The sequence below is a fragment of the Kitasatospora atroaurantiaca genome, assembly GCF_007828955.1.
In the GTDB taxonomy this organism is placed as follows: Bacteria; Actinomycetota; Actinomycetes; order Streptomycetales; family Streptomycetaceae; genus Kitasatospora; species Kitasatospora atroaurantiaca.
In genome coordinates this window covers 816,993-839,441 of the sequence record NZ_VIVR01000001.1, presented here as the reverse complement: position 1 = coordinate 839,441, position 22,449 = coordinate 816,993, and the positions used below count along the sequence as shown (strand labels likewise).

At 70.8% G+C, this 22,449-nt stretch carries 18 protein-coding genes and 1 pseudogene; 11 read left to right on the top strand and 8 right to left on the bottom strand.

What is annotated here, in order from left to right; translation table 11 throughout:
* Positions 1–23 precede the first annotated feature (23 nt).
* From FB465_RS03820 to FB465_RS03800, 6 genes and pseudogenes are all read right to left on the bottom strand, one after another.
* On the bottom strand, positions 24–431 hold the full coding sequence (locus FB465_RS03820) for a hypothetical protein (RefSeq protein ID WP_246192486.1): 408 nt from the start codon (positions 429–431) through the stop codon (positions 24–26).
* Between the two features lie 147 nt (positions 432–578).
* Complete coding sequence (locus tag FB465_RS03815) at positions 579–1,019, bottom strand: DUF6262 family protein (protein ID WP_145787594.1); 441 nt, start codon at positions 1,017–1,019, stop codon at positions 579–581.
* Positions 1,009–2,400, bottom strand: a complete 1,392-nt coding sequence (locus FB465_RS03810; protein ID WP_246192485.1) for a tyrosine-type recombinase/integrase — start codon at positions 2,398–2,400, stop codon at positions 1,009–1,011. The genes FB465_RS03815 and FB465_RS03810 overlap by 11 nt, the downstream gene beginning before the upstream one ends.
* Before the next feature lie 55 nt (positions 2,401–2,455).
* Positions 2,456–3,241: a hypothetical protein gene (locus tag FB465_RS36645; RefSeq protein ID WP_246192484.1), complete on the bottom strand. Its 786-nt coding sequence runs from the start codon at positions 3,239–3,241 to the stop codon at positions 2,456–2,458.
* Positions 3,238–4,356 carry a tyrosine-type recombinase/integrase gene (locus FB465_RS03805; protein ID WP_145787592.1) on the bottom strand — a complete coding sequence of 373 codons (1,119 nt, stop codon included), beginning with the start codon at positions 4,354–4,356 and terminating at the stop codon, positions 3,238–3,240. The genes FB465_RS36645 and FB465_RS03805 overlap by 4 nt, the downstream gene beginning before the upstream one ends.
* 120 nt (positions 4,357–4,476) lie before the next feature.
* Positions 4,477–4,895 (bottom strand): annotated as a pseudogene (locus FB465_RS03800) (transposase); the annotation flags it as partial.
* Positions 4,896–5,332: 437 nt separating this feature from the next.
* Between FB465_RS03800 and FB465_RS03795 the strand changes: the two are divergent.
* The 4 genes from FB465_RS03795 to FB465_RS03780 all read left to right on the top strand — a co-directional run bounded on the left by FB465_RS03795 (position 5,333) and on the right by FB465_RS03780 (position 10,119).
* On the top strand, positions 5,333–5,761 hold the full coding sequence (locus FB465_RS03795; protein WP_145787590.1) for a VOC family protein: 429 nt from the start codon (positions 5,333–5,335) through the stop codon (positions 5,759–5,761).
* 396 nt (positions 5,762–6,157) lie between these two features.
* Positions 6,158–7,150 carry an ATP-binding cassette domain-containing protein gene (locus tag FB465_RS03790; protein WP_145787588.1) on the top strand — a complete coding sequence of 331 codons (993 nt, stop codon included), beginning with the start codon at positions 6,158–6,160 and terminating at the stop codon, positions 7,148–7,150.
* Positions 7,147–7,950 carry an ABC transporter permease gene (locus FB465_RS03785; protein ID WP_145787586.1) on the top strand — a complete coding sequence of 268 codons (804 nt, stop codon included), beginning with the start codon at positions 7,147–7,149 and terminating at the stop codon, positions 7,948–7,950. Before FB465_RS03790 ends, FB465_RS03785 begins: the two co-directional genes overlap by 4 nt.
* Before the next feature lie 114 nt (positions 7,951–8,064).
* The gene (locus FB465_RS03780; RefSeq protein ID WP_170290495.1) at positions 8,065–10,119 is read left to right on the top strand and encodes an ATP-binding SpoIIE family protein phosphatase; all 2,055 of its coding nucleotides are present in this window, start codon (positions 8,065–8,067) and stop codon (positions 10,117–10,119) included.
* 75 nt (positions 10,120–10,194) lie between these two features.
* Here FB465_RS03780 and surE read toward each other — a convergent pair whose 3' ends face one another.
* A complete protein-coding gene (gene surE / locus FB465_RS03775; RefSeq protein ID WP_145787582.1) occupies positions 10,195–11,094 on the bottom strand; it encodes a 5'/3'-nucleotidase SurE in 900 nt (299 codons plus the stop codon).
* Positions 11,095–11,610: 516 nt separating this feature from the next.
* Between surE and FB465_RS03770 the strand changes: the two genes are divergently transcribed.
* Positions 11,611–12,324, top strand: a complete 714-nt coding sequence (locus FB465_RS03770; protein WP_145787580.1) for a phosphatase PAP2 family protein — start codon at positions 11,611–11,613, stop codon at positions 12,322–12,324.
* A 90-nt stretch (positions 12,325–12,414) separates the two neighbouring features.
* Here FB465_RS03770 and FB465_RS03765 read toward each other — a convergent pair whose 3' ends face one another.
* Positions 12,415–13,125, bottom strand: a complete 711-nt coding sequence (locus tag FB465_RS03765; RefSeq protein WP_145787579.1) for a phosphatase PAP2 family protein — start codon at positions 13,123–13,125, stop codon at positions 12,415–12,417.
* A gap of 555 nt (positions 13,126–13,680) precedes the next feature.
* Here FB465_RS03765 and FB465_RS03760 point away from each other — a divergent pair.
* The 6 genes from FB465_RS03760 (at position 13,681) to FB465_RS03735 (ending at position 22,444) form a co-directional block, all read left to right on the top strand.
* Positions 13,681–14,628 (top strand): ABC transporter permease, encoded by a 948-nt coding sequence (locus tag FB465_RS03760; protein WP_246192483.1) that lies wholly within the window; start codon positions 13,681–13,683, stop codon positions 14,626–14,628.
* Positions 14,625–16,508 (top strand): dipeptide/oligopeptide/nickel ABC transporter permease/ATP-binding protein, encoded by a 1,884-nt coding sequence (locus FB465_RS36640; RefSeq protein ID WP_145787577.1) that lies wholly within the window; start codon positions 14,625–14,627, stop codon positions 16,506–16,508. The genes FB465_RS03760 and FB465_RS36640 overlap by 4 nt, the downstream gene beginning before the upstream one ends.
* On the top strand, positions 16,505–17,494 hold the full coding sequence (locus FB465_RS36635) for an ABC transporter ATP-binding protein (protein WP_145787575.1): 990 nt from the start codon (positions 16,505–16,507) through the stop codon (positions 17,492–17,494). Before FB465_RS36640 ends, FB465_RS36635 begins: the two co-directional genes overlap by 4 nt.
* Before the next feature lie 29 nt (positions 17,495–17,523).
* Positions 17,524–19,077 carry an ABC transporter substrate-binding protein gene (locus FB465_RS03745; RefSeq protein ID WP_145787574.1) on the top strand — a complete coding sequence of 518 codons (1,554 nt, stop codon included), beginning with the start codon at positions 17,524–17,526 and terminating at the stop codon, positions 19,075–19,077.
* 77 nt (positions 19,078–19,154) lie between these two features.
* Entirely contained in the window at positions 19,155–20,756 is a 1,602-nt protein-coding gene (locus tag FB465_RS03740) for a carboxylesterase/lipase family protein (protein ID WP_145787572.1), read from the top strand.
* Positions 20,757–20,842: 86 nt separating this feature from the next.
* Entirely contained in the window at positions 20,843–22,444 is a 1,602-nt protein-coding gene (locus FB465_RS03735; RefSeq protein WP_145787570.1) for a carboxylesterase/lipase family protein, read from the top strand.
* The last annotated feature ends 5 nt before the right edge of the window (positions 22,445–22,449 follow it).

The following is a 22,449-nucleotide window of genomic DNA, read 5'->3' as shown; positions in this document are numbered from 1 at the left end:
GGCGTGTCGCTCGCTCCGGACGGTCAGCCGGATGATGTCTCGACTGTCACTCCGACGGAATGGTGTCGGAGCCGGGCGGCTACGAGTTCCATCTCGACGAACGTGCCCACGAGGCTGGTCGTCTTCAACTCGTCTGCCAGGGCCCGTGCTTGTGCCAGTGACAGGCCGTGCACCTCTCGAAGAGCGCGAAGGACGGGCACTGCACTCGCCTCGGGCGCTGTCAGCCGGAGCCGGGCGGGTCCGTGTTCCGCGAGGAGGGCCTGACGGATCGCCTCCGGAGTCGCGTCGCCGAAGTCCTGCTCGCACCAGGCGACGGGGCAGGATTGGCAGGCCCCCTCGGTTCCCCACCACAGGCGCCCGCGTTCGATGGACTGGCCGGTGTCGAGTATCAGCACACCGCCGCAGGCTTCGCATCGTGTTGTGATCTTCACGCCCTGGCTTATCACCGTGCTCCTCATCATCGGACCTTGCCCCGGATAGTGCCGTAACAGCGTCCCTTCGTCGACCGCGTTATCCTCGCCGACCTCCCGGGTTGGCTGCGGGAACAGATGCGGTCGCGATGCCGGTGCGTCAGCTCCTCAGCACGGGCCGATCGCCCTTGCAGCTGGTGACGTCGCCGTGGCGCGGATGCCGCAGATGTCGGCCGTGCGGCGTTCGCCCAACGCCAGGGCCAGGGCCTGCCTGAGCTCGCGGTTCTCCGCCTCCAGCTGCCGGTTGCGCTCGGTGGCGGCCTCCAAACGCCGCAGCAGGGATGCTTCGGAAGCCCGCTGCCGGTCGGGAACCGGGCGGGCAGCGGGGACGGGGCGATGCCGGGCTCGCAGACGTTCGATCTCGGCTCGTAGGTCCGGCTGGTTGTAGAGCCAGGACCGGGAGACGCCCGCTTCGCGGGCGACTGCCTCGAAGGTGATCACGGTGCCGGTGGCGTCCATCTGCCGCAGGGCCGAGGTCGCGCGTCGGCGGGTTGCCGCGGCCCGCCGTCGGGCCGCGGCGACGATCAGGTGGGCGTTGTCAGCTGGCATCGGCGGACTCCTCGTGTTCGTCCTGGCCGTCTTCCAGCTCGCTGATCATGCGGTCGAGGTTGTCGGTGACCTGCTGGTTCATCTCGGCAACGCGAGTGTGGCCACAGCTCTTCGCGTTGTTGATCAGCGTCAATGTGCGGGTGCGCTGTTCGCGAAGCTCGGGCAGGAACTCGGGTCCCGTGAGGAAGACCGGGCAGGTCAGGCAGGCGTTGGCGTGCGGGCAGGTCTTCTGAACGGGCAGTCCGCAGTAGCCGTTGGGCAGGGTCTGGGTGGCGATGCCGTAGCGGGTCTTGGCCCACTGGGCCTGGCCGAGCGGCCCGTCGGGATCGAGGACCACGCGTTCGCCCTTGATGTTGACCCTGGTTGCCTGCTCCCAGTGTCGCCGCACGGTCTGGTCAGTGATCTTGGCGTAGTGCGAGGTCATCTTGTGCGAGTCGTGGTCCAGGAGGACTCGGACGACCTCTTGCGGGACGTCCCGGTTGATGAGTCGGCAGGCGAATGTGTGCCGCCACTGGTGGGGCGTCAGGTGTGCTGGCCGGCCGTGTTCGTCGCGGACCTCGCAGGTCGCCAGCCAGCGGCCGAGCATCCGCCGGTAAGTGCCGTCCGCCAGCGGGAGATTCCCTGAGACGTTGGCGCGTTGGCGGGGGAACAGGCAGGGCGTCCCGTCCGGCCAGCGGTCCAGCACCCGGCGTTGCTGGTCGCGGACGGCTGCTTCGAGTTCCTCATCGATGGGCACCGCCGCCTCGCGCCTCATCTTGGTGTTGAAGTAGCGCAGGTAGGGGGCGCCCTGGCCGTCGTGGGGGAGGCAGTCGAAGTCGAGGGCCAGAGCGCTGGAGATCCGCAGTCCGCAACGGGTGAGGATGAGCGTAATCAGCCGACCGGCAGCGTCGGGCCAACGGTCCAGGTTGCCGGGCGATTCGACCTGGGTCATGACGTACTCGGCGAGGCGGCGGTCGACCTGCTCGGGGACCGGCGGGACGTCACCGACGTAGAAGGTTGCGGTGCCGGGCAGCGTGTGCTCCCAGCCGTGCTGCCGGATGTTCTGGAAGAACAGGTTGAGCGAGCCGATCCGCGTCTTCTTCATGCCGTGCCCGCCGGGCTGTGACATCACGTGCGCGAGGTAGCGCTCCAGCAGCGGCCGGTCCACGTGCGCGAGCGCGTCGACGCCGACGAACGTGAGGAAGCCGCCGAAGCAGATGAGAGCGTCGACCCCGGCCCGGGCGGCGCCGATGCTCAGCCCGGACGTCAGCCGCAGCCTCGTCCACCGTTTACCGAGCTCACGCAGCCAGGGCTGGCTGATGCGGTCGAACCGCAGCCGGGCGCGCGGGCAGGGACGCCCGGCCGGAGTAGTGATGCCGGGCAGCTTGTCCAGCCGCCACACATCCCTGGAATACTCGATCTCCCAGCCGATCCCGTCCCGCAGGGCCTCAAGCGCATCACGGGCATCGAGTAGGAACAGGACCGACTCGTCGGCGCCACTGCTGTTCCGACAGGTCCAGCAGCGATGTGATCCCGAGTGCCGTGACGCGCCGGACGGCCGGCATGACCAGGCGAGGGGCGGCGGTCCGGGAGCGGACGTCGTGCCGACACTGCAAGGCGTACTGGATCTCCAGCCTCAACTGCGGTGCCAGGTCTCGCAGATCGATACTGGCGGTTCCGACCAGTTCGCAGTCGGCGATGAAGCGGTCGGGGTCGGGGCGGTCGTGACGGTGCCACCGGTCGTCGTGGCCTGCGCAGAAGAGTTTCGTGGGATTGGCGACCCAGAGGTCGCAGAACGGCAGACGGCACTCGGAGGTCGCGCTGTCGCCCGGGGCCAGGTCAGGGGCATCCCAGCTGGCCAGGTCGGGCTTGCCGGCCCGAGTCCACCGGTCGCGGTGCTTGGCGCACAGGCCGTTCTTGGCGCCGCGTCCGTATCGGCAGCCGGCGACGACGCAGGCGGCCAGGGATCGGCGGCCCCTCACCGGCGGGCCGGGATCGGCCAGGAAGTCCGCCATCGGCGGGCAGCCGCGCTTGCGGAACCGGATGGCATGCGCGTTGCAGAGTCTGCGGCGGGTCGACGCCGCTGTCCGGTCGCAGTTCGCGACCGCGCACTCGTCGGCGGCGAACACGGGGTCGTCCGGGGCGGGGATGTAGATCTCGGTACGGAACTCGGGCCGGACGACGGCCATCAGCCGCTCAAGCAGCCTCGTTCGTCCCGGAGCCTTCTCGGCGGGGAAGGTCACAGCCGGACCTCCCGGCCGGTGAACCAGCCTGCGGCCTCCAGCGTCTGGCGGGCGTCCTCGACGGTGAGGTGACCGTATGTGTCGATCGTCGTGGTGATCGATGCGTGCCCGAGGCACTCCTTCACCGTCTCCATCCCGGCGCCCCGACGAAGGAGCCAGGTGGCGTAGGTGTGGCGGTATTGGTGGGGTTCGAAGGCGATCCCCGTGGTCTTCCGAAGCCGTTGGACCAGGTCATAAACCGCCGGATAGCCCCAGGGACGGCCGTGCGGTTCAGCGAAGAGGTTCACGAAGACGTAGTCGGAGTCCAGGGCGCCGTACTCGCGGTGCAGGTAGTCCGAGTACAGCCGCATCAGCTCCGCGCTCGCCGGGATCGTGCGGGAGCGGCCCGCCTTCGCCCGGGCCCGGTTGTCGTTCTGCCGCGGCACCACGGTCACCTGCCGTTCCGCGATGGCGATGTCGTCGTGCCGCAGGCCAAGGGCCTCGCCGATGCGGACCCCGGTGTCCAGCAGGAGGGCGAACAGCAGCCGGTCCCGCAGGTGTCCGCAGGCGTCCAGGATCTTCTGGACCTGGGCGGCGGTCAGGACACGCGGATGCGTCCGGCCAGTCTTGAGCTTGATGGTCCGGGTCCGCTCGGGCTTCCCAGAGGCGATGTGCTGCAGGAACGGCTTGTAGGACGTGGCCGCGGACCGGTGCGGTCCGGCCGGGCGCATCGTCACCAGCAGCCCGGCGACCTCAATGCCGCCTCGGGCGTGAAACTCGTAGAACGTGCTGACCGCGGCGAGCTTGCGGTTCACGCTGGACGCCGTGCAGTGGTGCTCGACCGTCGGCAGCACCGCCACCGCCCCGTTCCGGGCCGCTGGCGGCAGCCGCAGCCAGGCGACAAACCCGGCCATCGCCTCCAGATCCACCGACTTCCAGTCCAGGCCACGGCCGTCGAGGTAGGTCCACCAGTCCTTCAGATCGTGGGCGTACGCCTTGACGGTGTTCGGCGACCGCTCAACCGCAGACAGGTACGCGAGGAACGACTCCACCGGACCGACCGGCCGCAGGTCCTCCCCCAGCAGCGTCCACGACTCCGTCGTGGATCCGGGCATCAGCACCCTGTGAACGCGCATCGTGCCTCCAACTCCTCCGTGATGGACGGCGGCAGATAACCGCATCCACCACGCGAGTTGGGGGACCTTCAGCGAACTTCACACACATGAAGGACACGGAAGTGCTGGCTCAAGATAACTGCCCGCGATCCTCTTGCCGACGTCGACGCCCTGGGTGTCGGCGGGGACGTTGGTGGAGGTCTTGACGCTCTGGGAGTCGATGATGCAGGCCGTGGGCTCGGCCTCGCGCCCTTCGGCGGTTCGGACGAGTCGTCGGAGCAGACCGTTGAGCTGGGCGAACACTCCGTCCTTCTGCCAGCGGGCGAAGTAGGCGTAGGTGGTTTCCCAGGGTGGGTAGTCGTGCGGGAGATAGCGCCAGGGAATGCCGGTGCGGTCGACGTACAGGATCGCGTCGAGCAGGTCACGCAGGTCGTGCTCGGTGGGCGGCCGAAGGCCAGGGCGCGTTGGGTGCGGGCCTGGCGCCAGGCGGTCAGGGTGGGCTCCACCAAGGCCCAGCGAGCGTCGGACAGGTCACTCGGATACGGTCGACGATCCGTCATGATGTCTGCGTACCGCTGATTTTGCGGCCTGCCCAGAGACCGCGGCGGTCGAAGGGCAAGTGCCGTCCAGCCTGGCTTCTTGGGATGAGACAGGAGGAAGCGCACAGTTTCGGCGGCATTTCATGGACAGGCAGCACTTCCGCCACTGCCGCCACCGTGGTCGCGTCGGACGAGCCGGGACTGTAGCCGGAGAACCGTCAGCAACCAGCACCTTCAAGGACGAGACGCCCAGTCAGGTATGTGAGGCACGATCCCGGTCAGCAGTGGAAAATTGGTTGAGCCTCGGGTGATCATGTGTCAGGCTCGCCAGCCTTGACCGAGATCACCAAGTTGCACGACGACGGGGTGGACATCGATGCATCTCTGATGGCGCGTCTGCTCTCCACACGGTGATGACATCCGGCGTTTCGGTGAACAGCACGCGTTATGGAGCACTGATGGCATCGATCAAGCAGTTCCAGGTCACCTTCGACTGCGCAGAACCTGAGCGCCTCGCTCGTTTCTGGTGCGAGGTGTTGGGGTATGTCGTACCCCCGCCACCGGAGGGGTTTGCCACTTGGGACGATTTCAAGCGCTCGCAGCCACCTGAGCAGCGGGATTCATGGTTCGCCTGCAGTGATCCCTCAGGTGTGGGCCCGCGACTGTACTTCCAGCGCGTCCCCGAAGGGAAGGCCGCCAAGAACCGGTTGCATCTTGACGTGCGGGTCGGCACCGGACTCGTAGGTAAAGAGCGCCTCGCCGTACTTGAGGCCGAATGCGCACGACTGGTCCCGCTCGGTGCGGTACACGTGCGAACGCTGTATGACGGCAATGATTCGTGCATCCCGATGCAGGACATCGAGGGCAACGAGTTCTGTATCGACTGAGGGGCCGCGAACGCGTCCTCGTTCTGTCCCCATGGGCCATGACGAAGAAGCGCCCCCGACCCGTCAGGGCGCTGCAGCGCCTCCCGCACCGTCCGGCGATGGATCCCGTACCTTCGGGCGAGCGCCCGGACAGCCGTGCCCTCAAGCCGCGCGTCCCACCGCAGCTCCTCCGGTGGGGCCAACACCGGCTCGCCCATCGACAGCGGCCAACGGGCGAACTCCTGTGGCACGCGGGCTGGAAGTCGAGCGGACATCCGGTCCGACTTCAACGGCGGCCCGCCCGGTCTGCGGCCGGGCGCCGGACCGGTGCCGTGCGGGTGGTGGAAGCTCACAATGGAAGGAGGTCCGGCCCGGCCGGCCCGGCGGCAACCGACAGCTCGAGTGGGGACATGGCCCATGGGACAGGCAGCCATCAGCGTCGTCGGTCTCAGCAAGCGGTTCGGGTCGGTGACCGCCCTGGACGCCGTGGACTTCGAGGTCCCGCCCGGGAGCGTCTTCGGTCTCCTCGGGCCCAACGGTGCGGGGAAGACCACGGCGATCCGCATTCTGACCACCATCCTGCGCCCGAGCGGCGGTCACGCCGCCGTCCTCGGGCACGACGTGGTCCGGGAGGCGGCCACGGTCCGTCGGCAGATCGGCCTGGCCGGCCAGTACGCGGCCGTGGACCCGAACCTCACCGGCCGGGAGAACCTGCGGCTGATCGGGCGCCTCACCCAGCTGCCCGCCGCCCGGCTCCGCCCCCGCGCAGCCGAGCTCCTGGACCGCTTCGACCTCGCCACCGCGGGCGACCGACCCGTGCGGACCTACTCGGGCGGCATGCGCCGACGACTCGACGTCGCCGCGGCCCTCGTACCGGAGCCGCCGGTGCTCTTCCTCGACGAGCCGACCACGGGCCTGGACCCGCAGAGCCGCACGGCCCTGTGGGAGCTGATCCGCGAGCTGGTGCGCGACGGCACGACAGTCCTGCTCACCACCCAGTACCTGGAAGAGGCGGACCGGCTCGCCACCCGGGTCGTGGTCGTGAACGAGGGCCGGATCATCGCCGACGACACGCCGGCCGTCCTCAAATCGCGGCTCGGGAACACCGTGATCGAGCTGGGGATGGGTGATGAGGCCCGAGCGGTGCGGGCGGCCAACGTCATCGCCGGGCGCCTCGGTGAGCCGCCCGAACGGGAGGGCGCGCTGCTCAGGCTGGCCTCCCGGGACGGGTCACGGCTGCTGCTCGAGGTCCTGCACTCACTGGACCGGAGCCAACTCGTCCCGCGCACGGTCACCGTCCGCGAGTCGAGCCTCGACGACGTCTTCCTGGCCCTGACCGGGCACCGTACGCGGACCGGACCAGCGACCCGGCTCGCCGACGACCCCGCCCTCCCCGGAGGCACACCATGACCGTGATCGACGCCGGGCAGCTCGGCGCACGGATCGCCGCACCGGTCCGGGACGGCCTCGCGGTGGCCTGGCGCAACCTGATCGCGCTGCGCCGGGTGCCGCGCCTGCTCATCTTCTCCACCATCCAGCCGTTGGTCTTCGTGCTGATGTTCCGCTACGTCTTCGGCGGGGTGGTCGGCCCCGCGCTGCCACCCGGGGTCGACTACGTCGACTTCCTGATTCCGGGCATCTTCGTGCAGACCGCCGTCTTCGGCTCGATGAACACGGCCATCGGTCTGGCGACCGACATGCAGACCGGTCTGATGGAGCGGTTCCGCTCCCTGCCGATGGCGAGGTCCGCCGTGCTGTCCGGCCGGACGACGGCCGACCTGGCACGGAACGTGTTCGTGGTGGCACTGATGACCGCCGTCGGCTTCGCCCTCGGATTCCGGATTCACGCGGGTGTTCCCGCCTTCCTCGGCGGCGTCCTGTTGGTGCTGGCGTTCGGCTTCGCGATGTCGTGGATCTTCGCGGTGGTGGGCATGGCGGTCGGCGACCCGGAGACCGCACAGGCCGCAGCCTTCCCCGTACTCGCGCCGCTGGTGTTCGCCTCCTCGGCGTTCGTCCCGGTGAGCACCATGCCCGGCTGGCTGCAGGCCTTCGCCAACCACCAGCCGGTCTCCAAGACCGCCGAGGCGGTCCGCGTCCTGGTGCTCGGCGGACCGGCCACCAGCGCGGTCTGGCAGGCGCTCGCCTGGGACGCCGGGATCGTCGCGGTATTCGCTCCACTGGGCGTGTGGTTCTACCGCAGAGCGGTGTAGCGCCGGCCGGTGTCCATCGACGGTGGCAGGTGTCTCCAGGGCGTGAGGGGCCGGTCGCCTCCTCCCCGACAGCGGGCGACAATGAGGGGACGACACACGTGAGGCGTCATGCCCATGAGCCGCAGCCAAGTCCTCGAACGAGACTCAGCGGCCGTGCACGACCGCGCGGCGGTCGTCGTGGACGCCGAAGCGCGCGTCCTCCTTCTCACGCCGGCCGCCGCCGAGCTCATCGGAAGCAGGCCCGGAGCACCGTGCGAACCGATTCGTGCGCTGCTCTCGGAGCAGCACAGGGATCAGCCCCGTGAGATCCGCCTGGCCGATGCATCGGGCACGGTCCGGACGGTCGTTGCCACCGCGACCCCGATGGCGGCGGGCACCACCGAAGGGCTGCCCGGGGCGGCGCATTGGCTCGTACTCCTGACGCAGAGCGGTTCACCCGCCGATGCCACCCTTGCAGACGCCGAAACCCGGAGGCGGCTGGAACTGTCCCACGACGCGGCGGCCAGAATCGGCGAGTCGCTGGATCTCGTGGACACGGCCCAGACCCTTGCGAACCTGCTCGTCCCGGACTTCGCCGACCTGGCAACGGTGGACCTCGCCGAGGCGGTCCTGATGGGAGACGAACCGCCCCAGCTCTTCAGAGGCGGCGATGTCCGGCTGCGCCGGGTGGCTGCCGCCCAGGGCACGGATGTCCGCGCGGAGGACCTCCTCCCGGTGGGCGAGGCCGTCCCGCCCGTACCCGACAACACGCTGATGCAGCCCCTGATGATGGGCCGCCCCGTGATCGTCTCCGACATCGGCGTCCTGCGGGACGCACTCACCGTCGACCCCGCGGTGCTGCGCTCCTTCATCCCCGAGGGAGCCCATTCCTCGATGGCCGTCCCCCTCTACGCCCGGGGCCTGGTGCTCGGGTGCCTGACCCTGTGGCGCGGCCAACCCCTCGACCCGTTCGGCGGCGCTGACGCTGAGCTGCTCGAGGAGATCACCTCCCGAGCCGCCTTGAGTGTGGACAACGCCCGCCGCTACACCAAGGAGCACCGCTCGGCGGTCGCGCTGCAGCGCAGCCTGCTGCCACGATCGGTGTCCCGACTCCCCGGGGCCGAGACCGCCGGCGTCTACCAGCCCGCGGGCGGCGGCATCGGCGTCGGCGGGGACTGGTTCGACGTCATCCCGCTGCCCTCCCTGCGGGTGGCGTTCGTCGTCGGAGACGTGGTCGGCCACGGCCTCGACGCCACCGCCGCCATGGCCCGGCTGCGCACCGCCATTCAGGCGCTCGCCGACCTCGACCTGGAACCGGACGAACTGCTCACCCACCTCGACGACCTCGTGCTGGGATTCTCGGCGGAGCACGACAGCCAGTCCTCCACCTCCGAACTCGCCGTCCTCGGCGCGACCTGCCTGTACGCGGTGTACGACCCGGTGGCAGGCCGCTGCGCGGCGGCCACCGCGGGCCACCCTCCCCTTGCGATGCTCACGCCGGGTCAGGAGCCGGCCTTTGTCGACGTCACGCCCGGCCCGCCTCTGGGAGTTGGCGGCATGCCGTTCGAGATGACGGAGTTCGAGGTACCGCCCGGCTCGACGCTGGCGTTCTTCACGGACGGCCTCGTCGAGAGCCGTACCGGCGACATCGAGGAGGGCATGGGCCGGCTGCGGAGTGCCCTCGCCGAGATCGAGCGAGCCGACGTCTCCCTGGGCGAGGCCGGCCAGGCAGTCTTCGACCGCATGCTGCCGCCGACCCCGACGGACGACGCGGCCCTGCTGCTCGCGCGCACCCAGCGGCTGCGTCGCGAGCAGGTGGCCGAGTGGGAATTCGAAGCCGATCTCTCCCTGGTCGCAAGGGCGAGAGAACTGGTCGTGACACAACTGGCCGGCTGGGACCTCGAGGAGCTCGCCTTCGTCACCGAACTCGTCGTCAGCGAACTGGTCACCAACGCCATCCGCTACGCGGGAGCCCCCGTCCTGCTCCGGCTGATCCATGACCGCGTCCTGGTCTGTGAAGTGTCGGACCCGAGCAGCACCCAACCCCGGCTGCGCCGCGCCCGGGAGACCGATGAGGGCGGTCGCGGCCTGTTCCTGGTCGCCCAGCTCACCGATCGCTGGGGCAGCCGCTTCACCGGTGGGGGCAAGACGATCTGGTCGGAGCAGGCCATCCCGGCCGCTCCGGCCTGAGTGCCGCGGCCCGCGAGTGCTGGGCGGGGCGCCGGTCGGACCGGCGCCCCGCCCCTCGGCGGCTGGGTACGGCGGTTACGGGCGCAGCCCGGCCAGCACGGCGGCGGCCTGCGCAGCGTCGGCCGGGCCGGCGTTCCAGTCCGCCGTCATCGGGGAAATGGCGATCCTGCCGTCCTGCAGGGCTTCCAGGTCCGAACCGCGGGAGGGCGTCTCCAGCTTGAAGGCCACGCTCACGTTCCAGGTGTTGCCGCCGGCCGGGGTGTAGCTGGGGGTGAGGAGGCGCTGGCTGTCCTGGGTGGTCAGGGCGACGCCCTTCGCCGTGCCGGTGCCGTCGGCACCGATGACCGGGTGGTTGATGTTCAGGCCCACACCCTCGGGCAGCAGCCGGCCCGACTTGCTCCTCTCCTTGAGCCGGCCGACGAGCTTGGCGGTGAAGTCGGCCGTCGGGAGCATGGCGTTGAGCGTGGCCTGCGGGTTGCTGCCGGCGTCGGTGCTGACGGCGATCGCCGGGACGCCGTTCTCCAGCGCGGCGACGGCGGCCCCCACAGTGCCGGAGTGGTTGGCCAGCACAGCGTAGTTCGGGCCGAAGTTGGTGCCGGAGATCACCAGATCCGGCGCCTTGTCCTTGAAGACCTGGTAGAGGCCGAACAGGACCGAGTCACCGGGCGTGCCGTCCACGGCCCACACGTGCTCCTCGGGGTGCTGGACGGTCACGGTGGGCGCGGAGTTGATTTTCGTCCCGGCGCCGCTGTTGTTGCGCAGCGGCGCGACGATCGTCACGTCGTACCCGGCCGCGGTGAGCCGGTCGTAGACGGCCCTGATCCCCGGGGCGTTGTAGCCGTCGTCGTTGCTGAGCAGGATGCGCAGCGGCGCCGCAGCGGCGGGCTTGTCGGCCGCTGCGGCCGGCAGTGCCCCGGAGAGAGCGGGGGTGCAGAGCAGCGCGGCTGCCATCGGCAGAGCGCGGGAGCGTCGCATGGGAAACCTCTCGGGTGGGGGAAGGGGGCGGCCTCGTGATTACACGTGTCAGCACGCAGGAGTCTTTCTACACCCCTCCGTGGTGTCGCGCTAGATCTCGGCATGCATCGAAGTGATTCGGCTTGTCGACTCCCCTGTGCGGCAGCCCAGTTGGTGACGTAGGGGCGATGGGCATGCGCGCGCTGGGTTGGGGCGGCGACGTGCCGCTCAGGTCTCGCGCTCTGGTGACGATGGCTGAAATAGCGCTATGCTCTGGCCCCTTCAGTGGACAGGCTCGGGCCGAAGTTCGCCATCACCCCCGAGATCACGCGCAACCCGGCAGCCCACCGGCGTCGACGGGAACGCCGTGACCGGCGAACGGCCGAGCGACCTTCGCATCGTCCGCGCAGCCCGAACAGGTCGGCCGCCCGGCGCTCCGGTGACGTCCGCTGTCGGTCCGTCCCCCTCGCCGGGACCCCACCCCCTCTTCGGCCGGCGCGCGCTGATGCCTGCGGCGGCTGATCCGAAAGGTGCCACATGTTCGATGTCCTTCCCCCGGAGGAAAGACCGAGGGCGCAAGCCACTCCCGATCCGATCCCGTCCCCCGCACCGCGCTTCGCGGTCCTGACCGGCGCGGCGGCGCTGGCCGCGTCGCTGGTGATCGCGGGCCTGTTGGCGGACGATCCGCACACTCCGGTCCTGCGCGGCCTGGACGCGGCGCTGACCAGTGCGATGACCGGCCCTCACGACAGTCTCTTCACCGTTGCGGCCACGGTCGTCCAGGCCGGAATCGGAGGTCCCTCGGGGCTCATCGGCCCCCTCCTGCTGGTCGGCTACCTGCTCGTCCACCGCCGGTGGTGGTCCGCGCTCTACGTCTTCCTGACCTGCGCCGCGGCGAACGTGCTCGTGATCGTCCCCCTCAAGAGCGCCGTCGAGCGGCCCCGGCCGGCGGACCCGTGGATCCTGGTGAACGGGGGGTCGTTCCCGTCGGCGCACGCCTACAGCGCGGCCGCGCTCACCGTCGTGCTCAGTGCGGTGATCTCCGGCGAGGCCGCGCGCCGGCGGTGGTGGCTGTTCGGGGTGTGCTTCACGGTGGTCGTGATGTGGACCAGTGTGTGGGTCCACTCGAACTGGCCCAGCGATGCGGTGGCCGGTGCCCTCGCCGGGGTCGGAGCTGCGCTGCTGCTGTGGAAGGCGTTCTCCCCGCTGCTGCGGCGCGAGGCCGAAAGGGTCTCGGCCGACTGGCGATAGCACCCGCTCTCACCAGCCGCCTGGCCGGGAGGCGAGCCCCAGCGGCTCGCCTCCCGGCCAGGTCGCATCGGTGGGCCTGCACCGGGGCCGCTACCGGCGTCGGCTGCGCTCGCGCTGCTGTACCTCCCTGGTCAGCAGCGGAGCGAACGCGCACCACAGCAGGAGCGCGGTCGCGGCACCGGCCGCGGCACCGGCGGCCGTGTCGCTGAGCCAGTGGGCGTGCAGCCAGGTGCGGCTCCACATCATCGCCGCCGTGAAGCAGGCGCTGAACAGCCACCACGCGCGCCGCCGTGCCGTGGGAACGAACAGTGCCCCGACGAGGACGGTCAGCAGCGCCGCGCCGAAGGAGTGGCCGGAGGGGAAGGAGCCGTGGTCCACGCGGACCAGGGGGAACGGCGGGCGGGGGCGGTCGACGGCGTTCTTGAGCATCTGGACGATGACCATGCTGCCGCCGAGGTAGGCGGTGAGGAAGTACAGGGTCGACCACCAGCGCCGCTGGATCATCAGGGCGATCACCAGCGCGAGCGGGACCACGATCCCCAGCGGCCCGCCGAACCAGTCGAGCGCGGTGGCCAGGACCTGTACGACGCCGCGGTGGGGACCGCCCATCCACTGCAGCCAGCGGCCGTCCACGCCTTGGAAGACGGGATGGTCGACATCGGCGGCCACGGTCGCGCTGATTGCGGCGGCCACGAGCGCGCAGCCCGCGCCCACGGCGAGCGTGCGCGGACCGGCGGGCCGCGGTGTCCGGCTCCGGGTGGGGACGGTCCTGTCCGGAGTGGGGGTAATCGTGTCGGGCATGGGGCTCTCTCGGGGGAGGAGGGTCCGTAGCCCGCTCGGGTGGCGCCGTGCCGTCCGGGGGCTGCGGAAGCGATGGATGACGGGCGGGCCCATCGGTGGCCGCGGCGAGAAGGGCGCGGCTGCCGGCAAGGGCGGCGACAGGCCCTGGAAGGTCGGCTCTTTCGGGGCCGGAGACCCGGGGTCGAACGCTTTCGATGTTACACGTGTTACCTCAGCGTAGATGGCCGAGCCGGGCCTGTCGATCATCCGCTCGATCGCGGGGCCCGAGGTGGCCCGTGAGACCCCGTCGGCGCGACCTCGAGGATCGCTTGTGCATTTCTTCTAGCGGTAGTCAAATCAACGCGATACTCTGCGGGCACCGCGAGGGCGACAGCCCGCGGTTCCCTTCCCTCTGCCTGCCCATGGCCTCGGCGATGTCACGTGTAACCCATGTGGACGCCGCCACCCGAGGGTCCGAAAACCCTGCCGGCACTCTGCCGGCCTCTCACACCGCGCCTGGTGGCGCCCCACGCCTCACCCGCCGTTTCCCAGAGTTGCGTATCAAATGAGGTAAGCATGGCCATCCTTCGGCTGGTGGCCCGGCGACTACTGTCATCGGCCCCCCTGCTCTTCCTTGTCTCAGGTCTGACATTCGTCCTGGTCTCGCTGGTCCCCGGAGACCCCGCCCGCACGATCGTGGGCCAGCACGCCACCGCCGAGCAGTACGCGAGCGTCCGCGCCCAACTCGGCCTGGACAAGCCGCTTGCCACGCAGTACTGGCAGTGGCTGGAGAAGGTCTTCCACGGTGACCTGGGCTCCTCGCTGTTCAGCGGAGAGCCGGTCACCGCCGTGCTCAACAGCCGCCTGCCCGTCTCCCTGTCCCTGATCGTCGCGGGCACCGCGGTGTCAGGGGTGCTGGGCGTGGGCCTCGGGCTGGCGAGCGCGCGCCGCGGCGGGCTGCTGGTCAAGAGCGTGGACGGGCTGTCCCTCCTGGGGCTGGCAGTGCCGGCGTTCTGGTTCGCACTGGTCCTCATCGCCCTGTTCGCCGTCAAGCTGCCCTGGTTCCCGGTGACCGGCTATGTGCCCTTGCTCGACGACCCCGCCGAGTGGGCCCGTTCGCTGGTCCTGCCGGTGCTGTCCCTGTCGCTCAGTGCGGTGGCGATCATCGCCAAGCAGACCCGCGACTCCGTCCTGGACACCCTGGGCAAGGACTTCATCCGCGTGATGGAGGCCAACGGCTTCCGGCGGCGCTCCGTCCTGTACCGGCACGTGATGCGCAACGCCGCCCTGCCGGTGGTCACCGTGCTGGGCGTGGTCCTGGTCAACCTGCTGGCCGCCGCGGTGCTCGTCGAGACCGTCTTCGCCATGCCGGGCCTGGGCAGCCTCACCCAGCAGGCCACCGTGCAGCACGACATCCCGGTCATCCAGGGCGCCGTCCTCTACATCACCGTGCTGGTCGTCGTCGTCAACCTCCTGGTCGACCTCGCCTACGGCCGCCTCGACCCCCGGGTGCGTGCGTCATGACCGACCTGACCACCCGCCTCAGCGCGCTGCGCCGCCTGGCCCGGCGGCCGGCCGCCGTCATCGCCGTCGGCTGGCTGGCGCTGCTCACCCTGGCCACCACCGGTGCGGCGCTGCTCGCCTCGTACGGCCCGCTGGACCAGGACCTCAACCGCGTTCTGGCCGGTCCGTCCGGCGCGCATCCGCTGGGCACCGACACTCTCGGCCGGGACCTGCTGAGCCGGCTGCTGTTCGGCGGCCGCTCGACCCTGCTCGCGGTCGCCGAGGCCCTGGCTGTGTTCCTCGTCATCGGCATCGGCCTCGGTCTGGCGTCGGGCTACCTCGGTGGATGGCTGGACTGGCTGATCACCCGGACCGCCGACCTGATGTTCGCCCTGCCCGGCATCATCATCGTCCTGGTCGTCCTGTCGGTGTTCCCCGGCAACCTGCACGCCGCGATGGTCACCTTCGGCATCCTCGGCAGCCCCGGACTGGTCAGGATCCTGCGCGCGCAGACCCTCGGCATCCGCGAGGAGCTGTACGTCGCGGCGGCCAAGGTCGCGGGTCTGTCCCGCAGTCAGATCCTGCGCCGCCACGTCCTGCCCCGCCTGGCGAGCACGGTCATCGTCCAGGCCGCGCTGTTCGCCGCGATCGTCGTGACCATCCAGGCCGGGCTGGGCTTCCTCGGGCTGGGCGCCCAGCCTCCGAACCCGTCGTGGGGCGGCCTGGTCGCCGACGCCTCGCAGGCCATCGACCGCGACCCGTGGATGCTCGTACCGGCCGGTGTGCCGCTCGTGATCACGGTGATCGCCCTCGGCCTGCTCGGCGACGCGATCCGCGACACCGCCGTCGAGAACTGGTCGATCCCCAAGACCGCACCCTCGTCACACCGCCCGCCCGCGCCGCAGCGGCAGGCCGACGCCCCCGACGACGAGGCGCTGCTGTCCGTGCGGAACCTGTCGATCTCCATCGGCGGCGTCCCCGTCGTGCAGGACGTGAGCTTCGACGTGCACGCCGGCGAGACCCTCGGCGTGGTCGGCGAATCCGGCTGCGGAAAGTCCGTCACCTCGCTGGGCATCCTCGGTCTCATCCCGGGCAGCGGACGGATCACCGGCGGCCGCGTCGTCTTCGACGGCACCGACCTGGTGGACATGCCCGCCGCACTCGCCCGGGTACGCGGCGCCGGCATCGCCTACGTCTCCCAGGAGCCGATGGTCGCCCTCGACCCGACCTTCACCGTGGGCCGGCAGTTGGCCGAGGCGGTCCGCACCCACCGGCGCGGCACCCGCCGAGCCGCCCGCGACCGTGTCCTGGAACTCCTCGCCATGGTCAACATTCCCGACCCTGCCGGGGTGGCCAGGCGTTACCCGCACCAGCTGTCCGGCGGCATGGCGCAGCGCGTGGCCATCGCCCTGGCCCTGGCCGGCGAGCCGAAACTCCTCATCGCGGACGAGCCCACCACCGCCCTCGACGTCACCGTCCAGGCCGAGATCCTCGCCCTGCTGCGCACCCTGCAGGACCGGACCGGCATGGCCGTCGTGATCGTCACCCACGACTGGGGCGTGGTGGCGGACCTGTGCCACCGGGCGGTGGTGATGTACGCCGGCCAGGTCGTCGAACACGCCGACGTCGAGCGCCTGTTCACCCTTCCGCTCCACCCGTACACGGCCGGGCTGCTGGCCGCCAACCCGCACCGCGCCGCCTCCGGCCAGGCACTGCCGACCATCCCCGGCAGCGTGCCGCCGCCCGGCCACTGGCCTGCCGGCTGCCGGTTCGCCGCCCGCTGCCCCCGGGCCGACGAGCGGTGCACCGCAGCCCCGGTACCCCTCACCGAGCCGACCCCCGCCCGGATCACCCGCTGTGTCCACACCGAGCAGCTTCTGCTGGAGGCCGAGCGCCGATGACCACCCCGCACATCCTCGAACTCTGCGACCTGAGCGTCGAATTCCGCCAAGGCCGCCGCACCCCGCCCTTCAGAGCCGTCGACGGCGTCTCCCTGACCATCGGCCAGGGCGAGACCGTCGGCCTGGTCGGCGAATCCGGATCCGGCAAGTCCACCATCGGCCGCGTCGTGCTGGGCCTCAGCCCGGTGCACTCCGGCCAGGTGCTCTTCGACGGCGCCGACATCACCCGCGCGGGCGCCAGGACGCGACGCACCCTCAGCTCCTCGCTCCAGGTGGTGTTCCAGGACCCGTACTCCTCCCTCAACCCGGCCCGCACCATCGGCCAGACCCTCGCCGAACCCCTGCTGGTCCACGAGAAACTCGACCGTCGGCAGACCGCCGCCCGGATCGCCGCCATGCTCGAGCGCGTCGGCATGCCGGCCGACACCGCGAACCGCTACCCGGGCCAGTTCTCCGGCGGTCAGCGCCAGCGCATCGCCATCGCCCGGGCCCTCATGCTCTCCCCGCGCCTGGTCATCTGCGACGAGCCCGTCAGCGCCCTGGACCTGTCCATCCAGGCCCAGGTGATGAACCTGCTGGCGGACCTCCAGCGGGAGTTGTCGCTCAGCTACCTGTTCATCGCCCACGACCTGCCCGTCGTCCGCCATCTCTCGCAGCGCATCGTGGTCCTCTACCGCGGCCAGATCATGGAATCCGGGCCCGCCGCACAGGTGTACGCCGAGCCCGCGCACCCGTACACCCGGATGCTCATCGCCGCTGTCCCGGAACCGGACCCCGCCGCCCAGCGCGGCCGCCGGACGCCCCGCGAGGCCGACGCACCCAAGCCCCCGGCCCCCACCGGCTGCGCCTTCGCCCATCGCTGCGCCCATGCCGTCGCCATCTGCCATGCCGCCCGCCCGGTCCTCCTCCCGCGCGCCGGAGGCCCCGATGCCGGGGCCGCCGAGCACCTGACCGCCTGCCACCGCTCCGCCGAGCTGGCGGCCTGACTCTCCGTCACATCCGAAAGGAACCCCCCGTGCTCAGACACCGAACCGCGCCCGCCCTGGCGGCGATCGCCCTCCTCACCGCCGCCTCCGTCACCGCCTGCGGCAGCTCCGCCACCGGTACCTCCCAGGAGCAGGGCGACACCCTCACCGTCGTCTCCGCCAGCCCGCCGGCGAGCATGGACCCGGCCAAGGCCAACGTCGGCTCCGACAACTGGTTCGTCAACCTCACGTACGACACCGTCCTGCGCATGCGGGAGGGCGGCAAGGTCGATGCGGGCCTCGCCACCAAGTGGGGCTACGTCGGAGACGGCAACCAGACCTTCGACTTCACCCTCCGGGACGGCGTCAAGTTCGCCGACGGCACCCCGGTGACCGCCGAAGCCGTGGCCGCCTCACTCGAGTACTCCCGCAAGAACGGCCTGAACGTCTCCTGGGTCTCCGCGATCGACTCCGTCACCGCCACCGGCCCCCTCACCGTGCGGATCCACTGCTCCTCCCCGCACCCCAACGTGCCCCACCTGCTCACCCAGCTCCTGATGATCGGCTCCGTGATCAGCCCCAAGGGCCTGGCAGATCCCGCGAAGCTGGGCACCCAGTCCTTCGGCGCCGGCCCGTACGTCCTGGACACCGCCAACACCGCCTCCGGCGACCACTACACCTACACCCCGAACCCGAACTACTGGGACAAGTCCAAGATCCACTGGAAGAAGGTGGTCATCAAGGTCGTCCCCAACCCGAACTCCGCCCTGCAGGCCGTCAAGACCGGCCAGGCCGACATCATCAGCCTCAACGCCGGCCAGGTCGACACCGCGAAGTCCGGCGGGCTCACCATCACCAAGTCGCCCATCTTCTTCATGGGCGTCAACCTCGCCGACCGCGAGGGCATCCTCGCTCCGCCGTTGAAGGACGTACGGGTCCGCCAGGCCCTGAACTACGCGGTCGACCGCCAGGCCATCGCCAAGGCCGTCGTCCAGGACTACGGCCAGCCCACCGACCAGATCACCCTGCCCGGCCTGGACAGCTACGCCGCCGACTACGACAACCACTACCCCTACGACGTCGCCAAGGCCAAGCAGCTCCTCGCCGACGCCGGATACCCCAACGGCTTCTCCCTGAAGATGGAGACCCAGGGCATGGCCGGCATCGACCTGGTCACCCAGGCCGTCGTCCAGCAGTGGAAGCAGATCGGCGTCAGCGTCGACCTCACCACCGACACCAGCATCGGCCAGTGGCTCAGCAACGCCACCTCCAAGAAGTACTCGGCCCTCGGCTTCGGCTACGGCGGCGCCACCGGCTACCTCGCGTCCCTGGACTGGATGCTGCCGCACCCCACCGCGTTCAACCCCTTCGCCTCTCAGGACCCCGAGCTCACCCGCCGCCTGGCAGCCGCCGCGGCCGCCCCCGCCGACCGGGCCCCCGCCCTCTACCAGGACGTCATGCGGTACGCCGTCGACCAGGCCTGGTTCGTCGCGGTGCTGCGCATGGACGGCATCTACGCCTACAACGCCAAGAAGGTGACCGGCTTCGCCGCCGCGATCGGCTACCTGCCCGACCTCGCCTGGACCACCGCGCCCAAGGCGTAACCGGCCCTGTGCTCTCCCGATCGGAACGTGCACCATCCGGCGTTGAGTGCCCCACCACTCGTCCTGGAGGACAATCCATGCGACCCCACTCGCTCGCCCGACCGCACCCCGCCCTCGTCCTGCTGCTCGCGCTTGCGGCCCTGCTCCTGTCGGCCGTCCCCGCCCTCGGCGCGCCGCGCTCGGCTGCCCAGCCGCTCGCCGTCACCAGCTCCGGCCCGCTGGCGGGCCAACGCCTGGACGGGGCCCAGGCGTTCCTCGGCATCCCGTACGCAGCGCCGCCCACGGGAGAGCGCCGCTTCCGCCCGCCCCAGCCGCCCGCCCGCTGGGACGGCATCCGCCAGGCCACCCAACAGGCGCCCGCCTGCCTGCAGTTCTCGCCGTTCGGCCTCAGCGACCCGCAGAACGTCAGCGAGGACTGCCTGTACCTCGACGTCTACCGCCCGGCCACCGCAACCCCCGGCGCCCGCCTGCCCGTGATCTTCTGGATGCACGGCGGCGCCTACTCCCAGGGCACCGGCACCCAGTTCGGCGGCCAGACCATGGCCAGGCTCACCAACACCATCGTCGTCAGCATCAACTACCGCCTCGGGCAACTCGGTTACCTCACCCTGCCCCAGTTCGGCCAGGAAGGCACCACCGGATCGGGTACCTGGGGCCTGCAGGACCAGATCGCCGCACTCGGCTGGACCCGCCAGAACGCCGCGGCCTTCGGCGGCGACCCCGGCAACATCACCATCGCCGGTCAGTCCGCCGGCGCCGGCTCGGTGTGCGCGCTGCTCACCTCCCCGAAGACGGCCGGCCTGTTCGGCCGCGCCATCCTCCAGAGCGGCCCCTGCAGCCTGCTCGCCGCCCCCGACCAGCCGACCGCCCAGGCCGACGGCCAGGCCTACGCCGCAGCCGCGGGCTGCCCCCAGGGCCCCGACACCCTCACCTGCCTGCGCGCCGCACCGCCCGCCGCCCTGCTCACCGCAGCCCAGAACCACCCGACCCCCGGGCCGGCCACCGGTACACCCGTCCTGCCCCGGCAGCCGGCCGAGGCACTTGCCACCGGAGCCTGGCACAAGGTCCCGATCCTGATCGGCTCCACCGCCGCCGAGGCCCGCTTCTTCGTCGCCCTCACCCAGCCCCACCTCACCGGCGAGCAGTACACCGCCCAGATCAACGCCACCTACGGGCCCGCCGCACCCCAGATCCTGGCCCACTACCCGCCGGCGGACTACGCCTCGCCCTACCTCGCCTACTCGGCGCTGCTCACCGACGCCACCTTCGCCTGCCACACCTACTGGACCGCGGAGCTGCTGCGCACCCAAGTCCCGACCTACGTCTACGAGTTCGACGACCCCGACTCGCCGACCCTCCTCGGCGCCCAGGTCCCGGGGCTGGACGAGTCCAACGCCCACAGCGCCGAACTCGCCTACCTGTTCGACTTCACCATGGGCGACCGTCCGCTGACCGCCCCTCAGGCAGCACTGGCGGACCAGATGAAGCGCTCCTGGGCGTCGTTCGCCCGAACGGGGAGCCCGAACACCGCCGGCCAGGGCGCCTGGCCGACCGCCGGCGGCGGCGACAGCTACCGCGTCCAGAGCCTGCGCCCCGATGGTGCGACCCGTACCACCACCACATTCGCCACCGACCACCAGTGCGGCTTGTGGGCCTCACTGGCCGGCAACCGCCCGTAGGCGCGAAGGTCGTCGGCGAAACAGTCCGATAGTGATGGGGCGGGGCGCGAGCCCCGCCCCGAACCACCGAACAGGAGGCACCCCGCATGGAACCGGTCGTCATGACCACCGCCGGGTCGGTCGAGGGGACAGAGACCGACGGGCTGAGGATCTTCAAGGGCATCCCGTACGCGGCACCGCCCCAGGGTCCGCTGCGATTCCAGGCCCCGACCCCGCCTGAGCCCTGGGAGGGGGTGCGGCCCGCCCGTGCGTTCGGCGCCGCACCGCCCCAACTGCCCCTGGTGCCGGGGATGTCGGTGCCCTGGCGTCCCGAGGACGGCCTGGACTGTCTGACCGTCAACGTCTGGACACCCGGCGAAGCCGGCGACGGCCTGCCGGTGATGGTGTGGATCTACGGCGGCGGCTGGAAGAGCGGCTACTCCGCCGACCCCGCCTACGACGGTGCCGTCCTGGCCCGCGGCGGCGTGGTCATGGTGACGTTCAACTACCGCGTCGGCTTCGAGGGCTTCGGGTACGTGCCGGGCGCCCCCGCGAACCGCGGCTTCCTCGATCAGGCGGAGGCGCTGCGCTGGGTCCGGGCGAACATCGCCCAATTCGGCGGGGACGCGGACAATGTGACGATCTTCGGGGAGTCCGGCGGTGGTGCGTCCGTGGCGGCGCTGCTGTCGGCGCCGGCCGCCAGGGGCCTGTTCCGCCGCGCCATCGTCCAGAGCATGGCCGGGCGTTTCCTGCCCGAGGGGGAGGCCCGGCGCATCTCCGCCCTGATCGCGAAGGCCGCCGGTGTGCCTGCCGCCGATGTGGGCACCGTGGCGCCCGAGCGGCTCCTGGCCGTCCAGGACGCGCCGCTGGAGGCGATGGAGGCCGACCCCGCCGCCTGGACCACACCCGAGGCGATCACCGCGTTCTCACCCGTCATCGACGGTGTCACCGTGGTGGACCAGCCGTGGCTGGCCGTCCGCTCCGGTGCCGCGCGCGACATCGACCTGATCTGCGGCTACACCCGCGACGAGTTCACCATGTTCGCGATGGAACGCGGCATGATCAAAATGGGGCTCGCCGACCTGGTCGGTACTCTGCCGATGGCCCTGCGCATGGCCCGACAGCAGCTCCGCAGCAAGGAGCGGCCCGCCCCCGCGGCCCAGCCCCGGCGCAAGCGCCCCAAGGGCCGAACCGCCCGCGCCGAGCTCGACCTCGCCGCCGTCGCCGGCCACCTGCGCCTGCCCGCCTCGGCCGCCGACCGCTACCGCACGGCCTATCCCGGGCTCACCGATCCGCAGCTGTACACCGTGATGTACTCCGACGCGCTGTTCCGCATGCCCACGACCTGGCTGGCCCGGGCCCACGCCGAGGCGGGCGGCCGCACGCACCTGTACGAGTTCGCCTGGGAGAGCCCCGCATGGGGCGGCGTGCTGGGGTCGGTCCACACGCTGGACCTCCCGGTGACCTTCGGAAACCCGGACAGCCCGCTGGCCTCCTTCACGCTCGGCCGCTCCGCCCCCGACGACTTCTTCACGCTGTCCAAGCGCCTGCGCACCTCCTGGATCTCCTTCGCGAAGTCGGGCGACCCGGGCTGGCCACGCTTCACCGCCGACAGTCCGGTGGCGAGGATCTGGGACGTCGAGCCGTCGGAGGTGAAGGACCCGCTCGCCGCCTCCCGAGAGATCTGGGAGCTGCGCTCAGGGCTCTAGGCGGG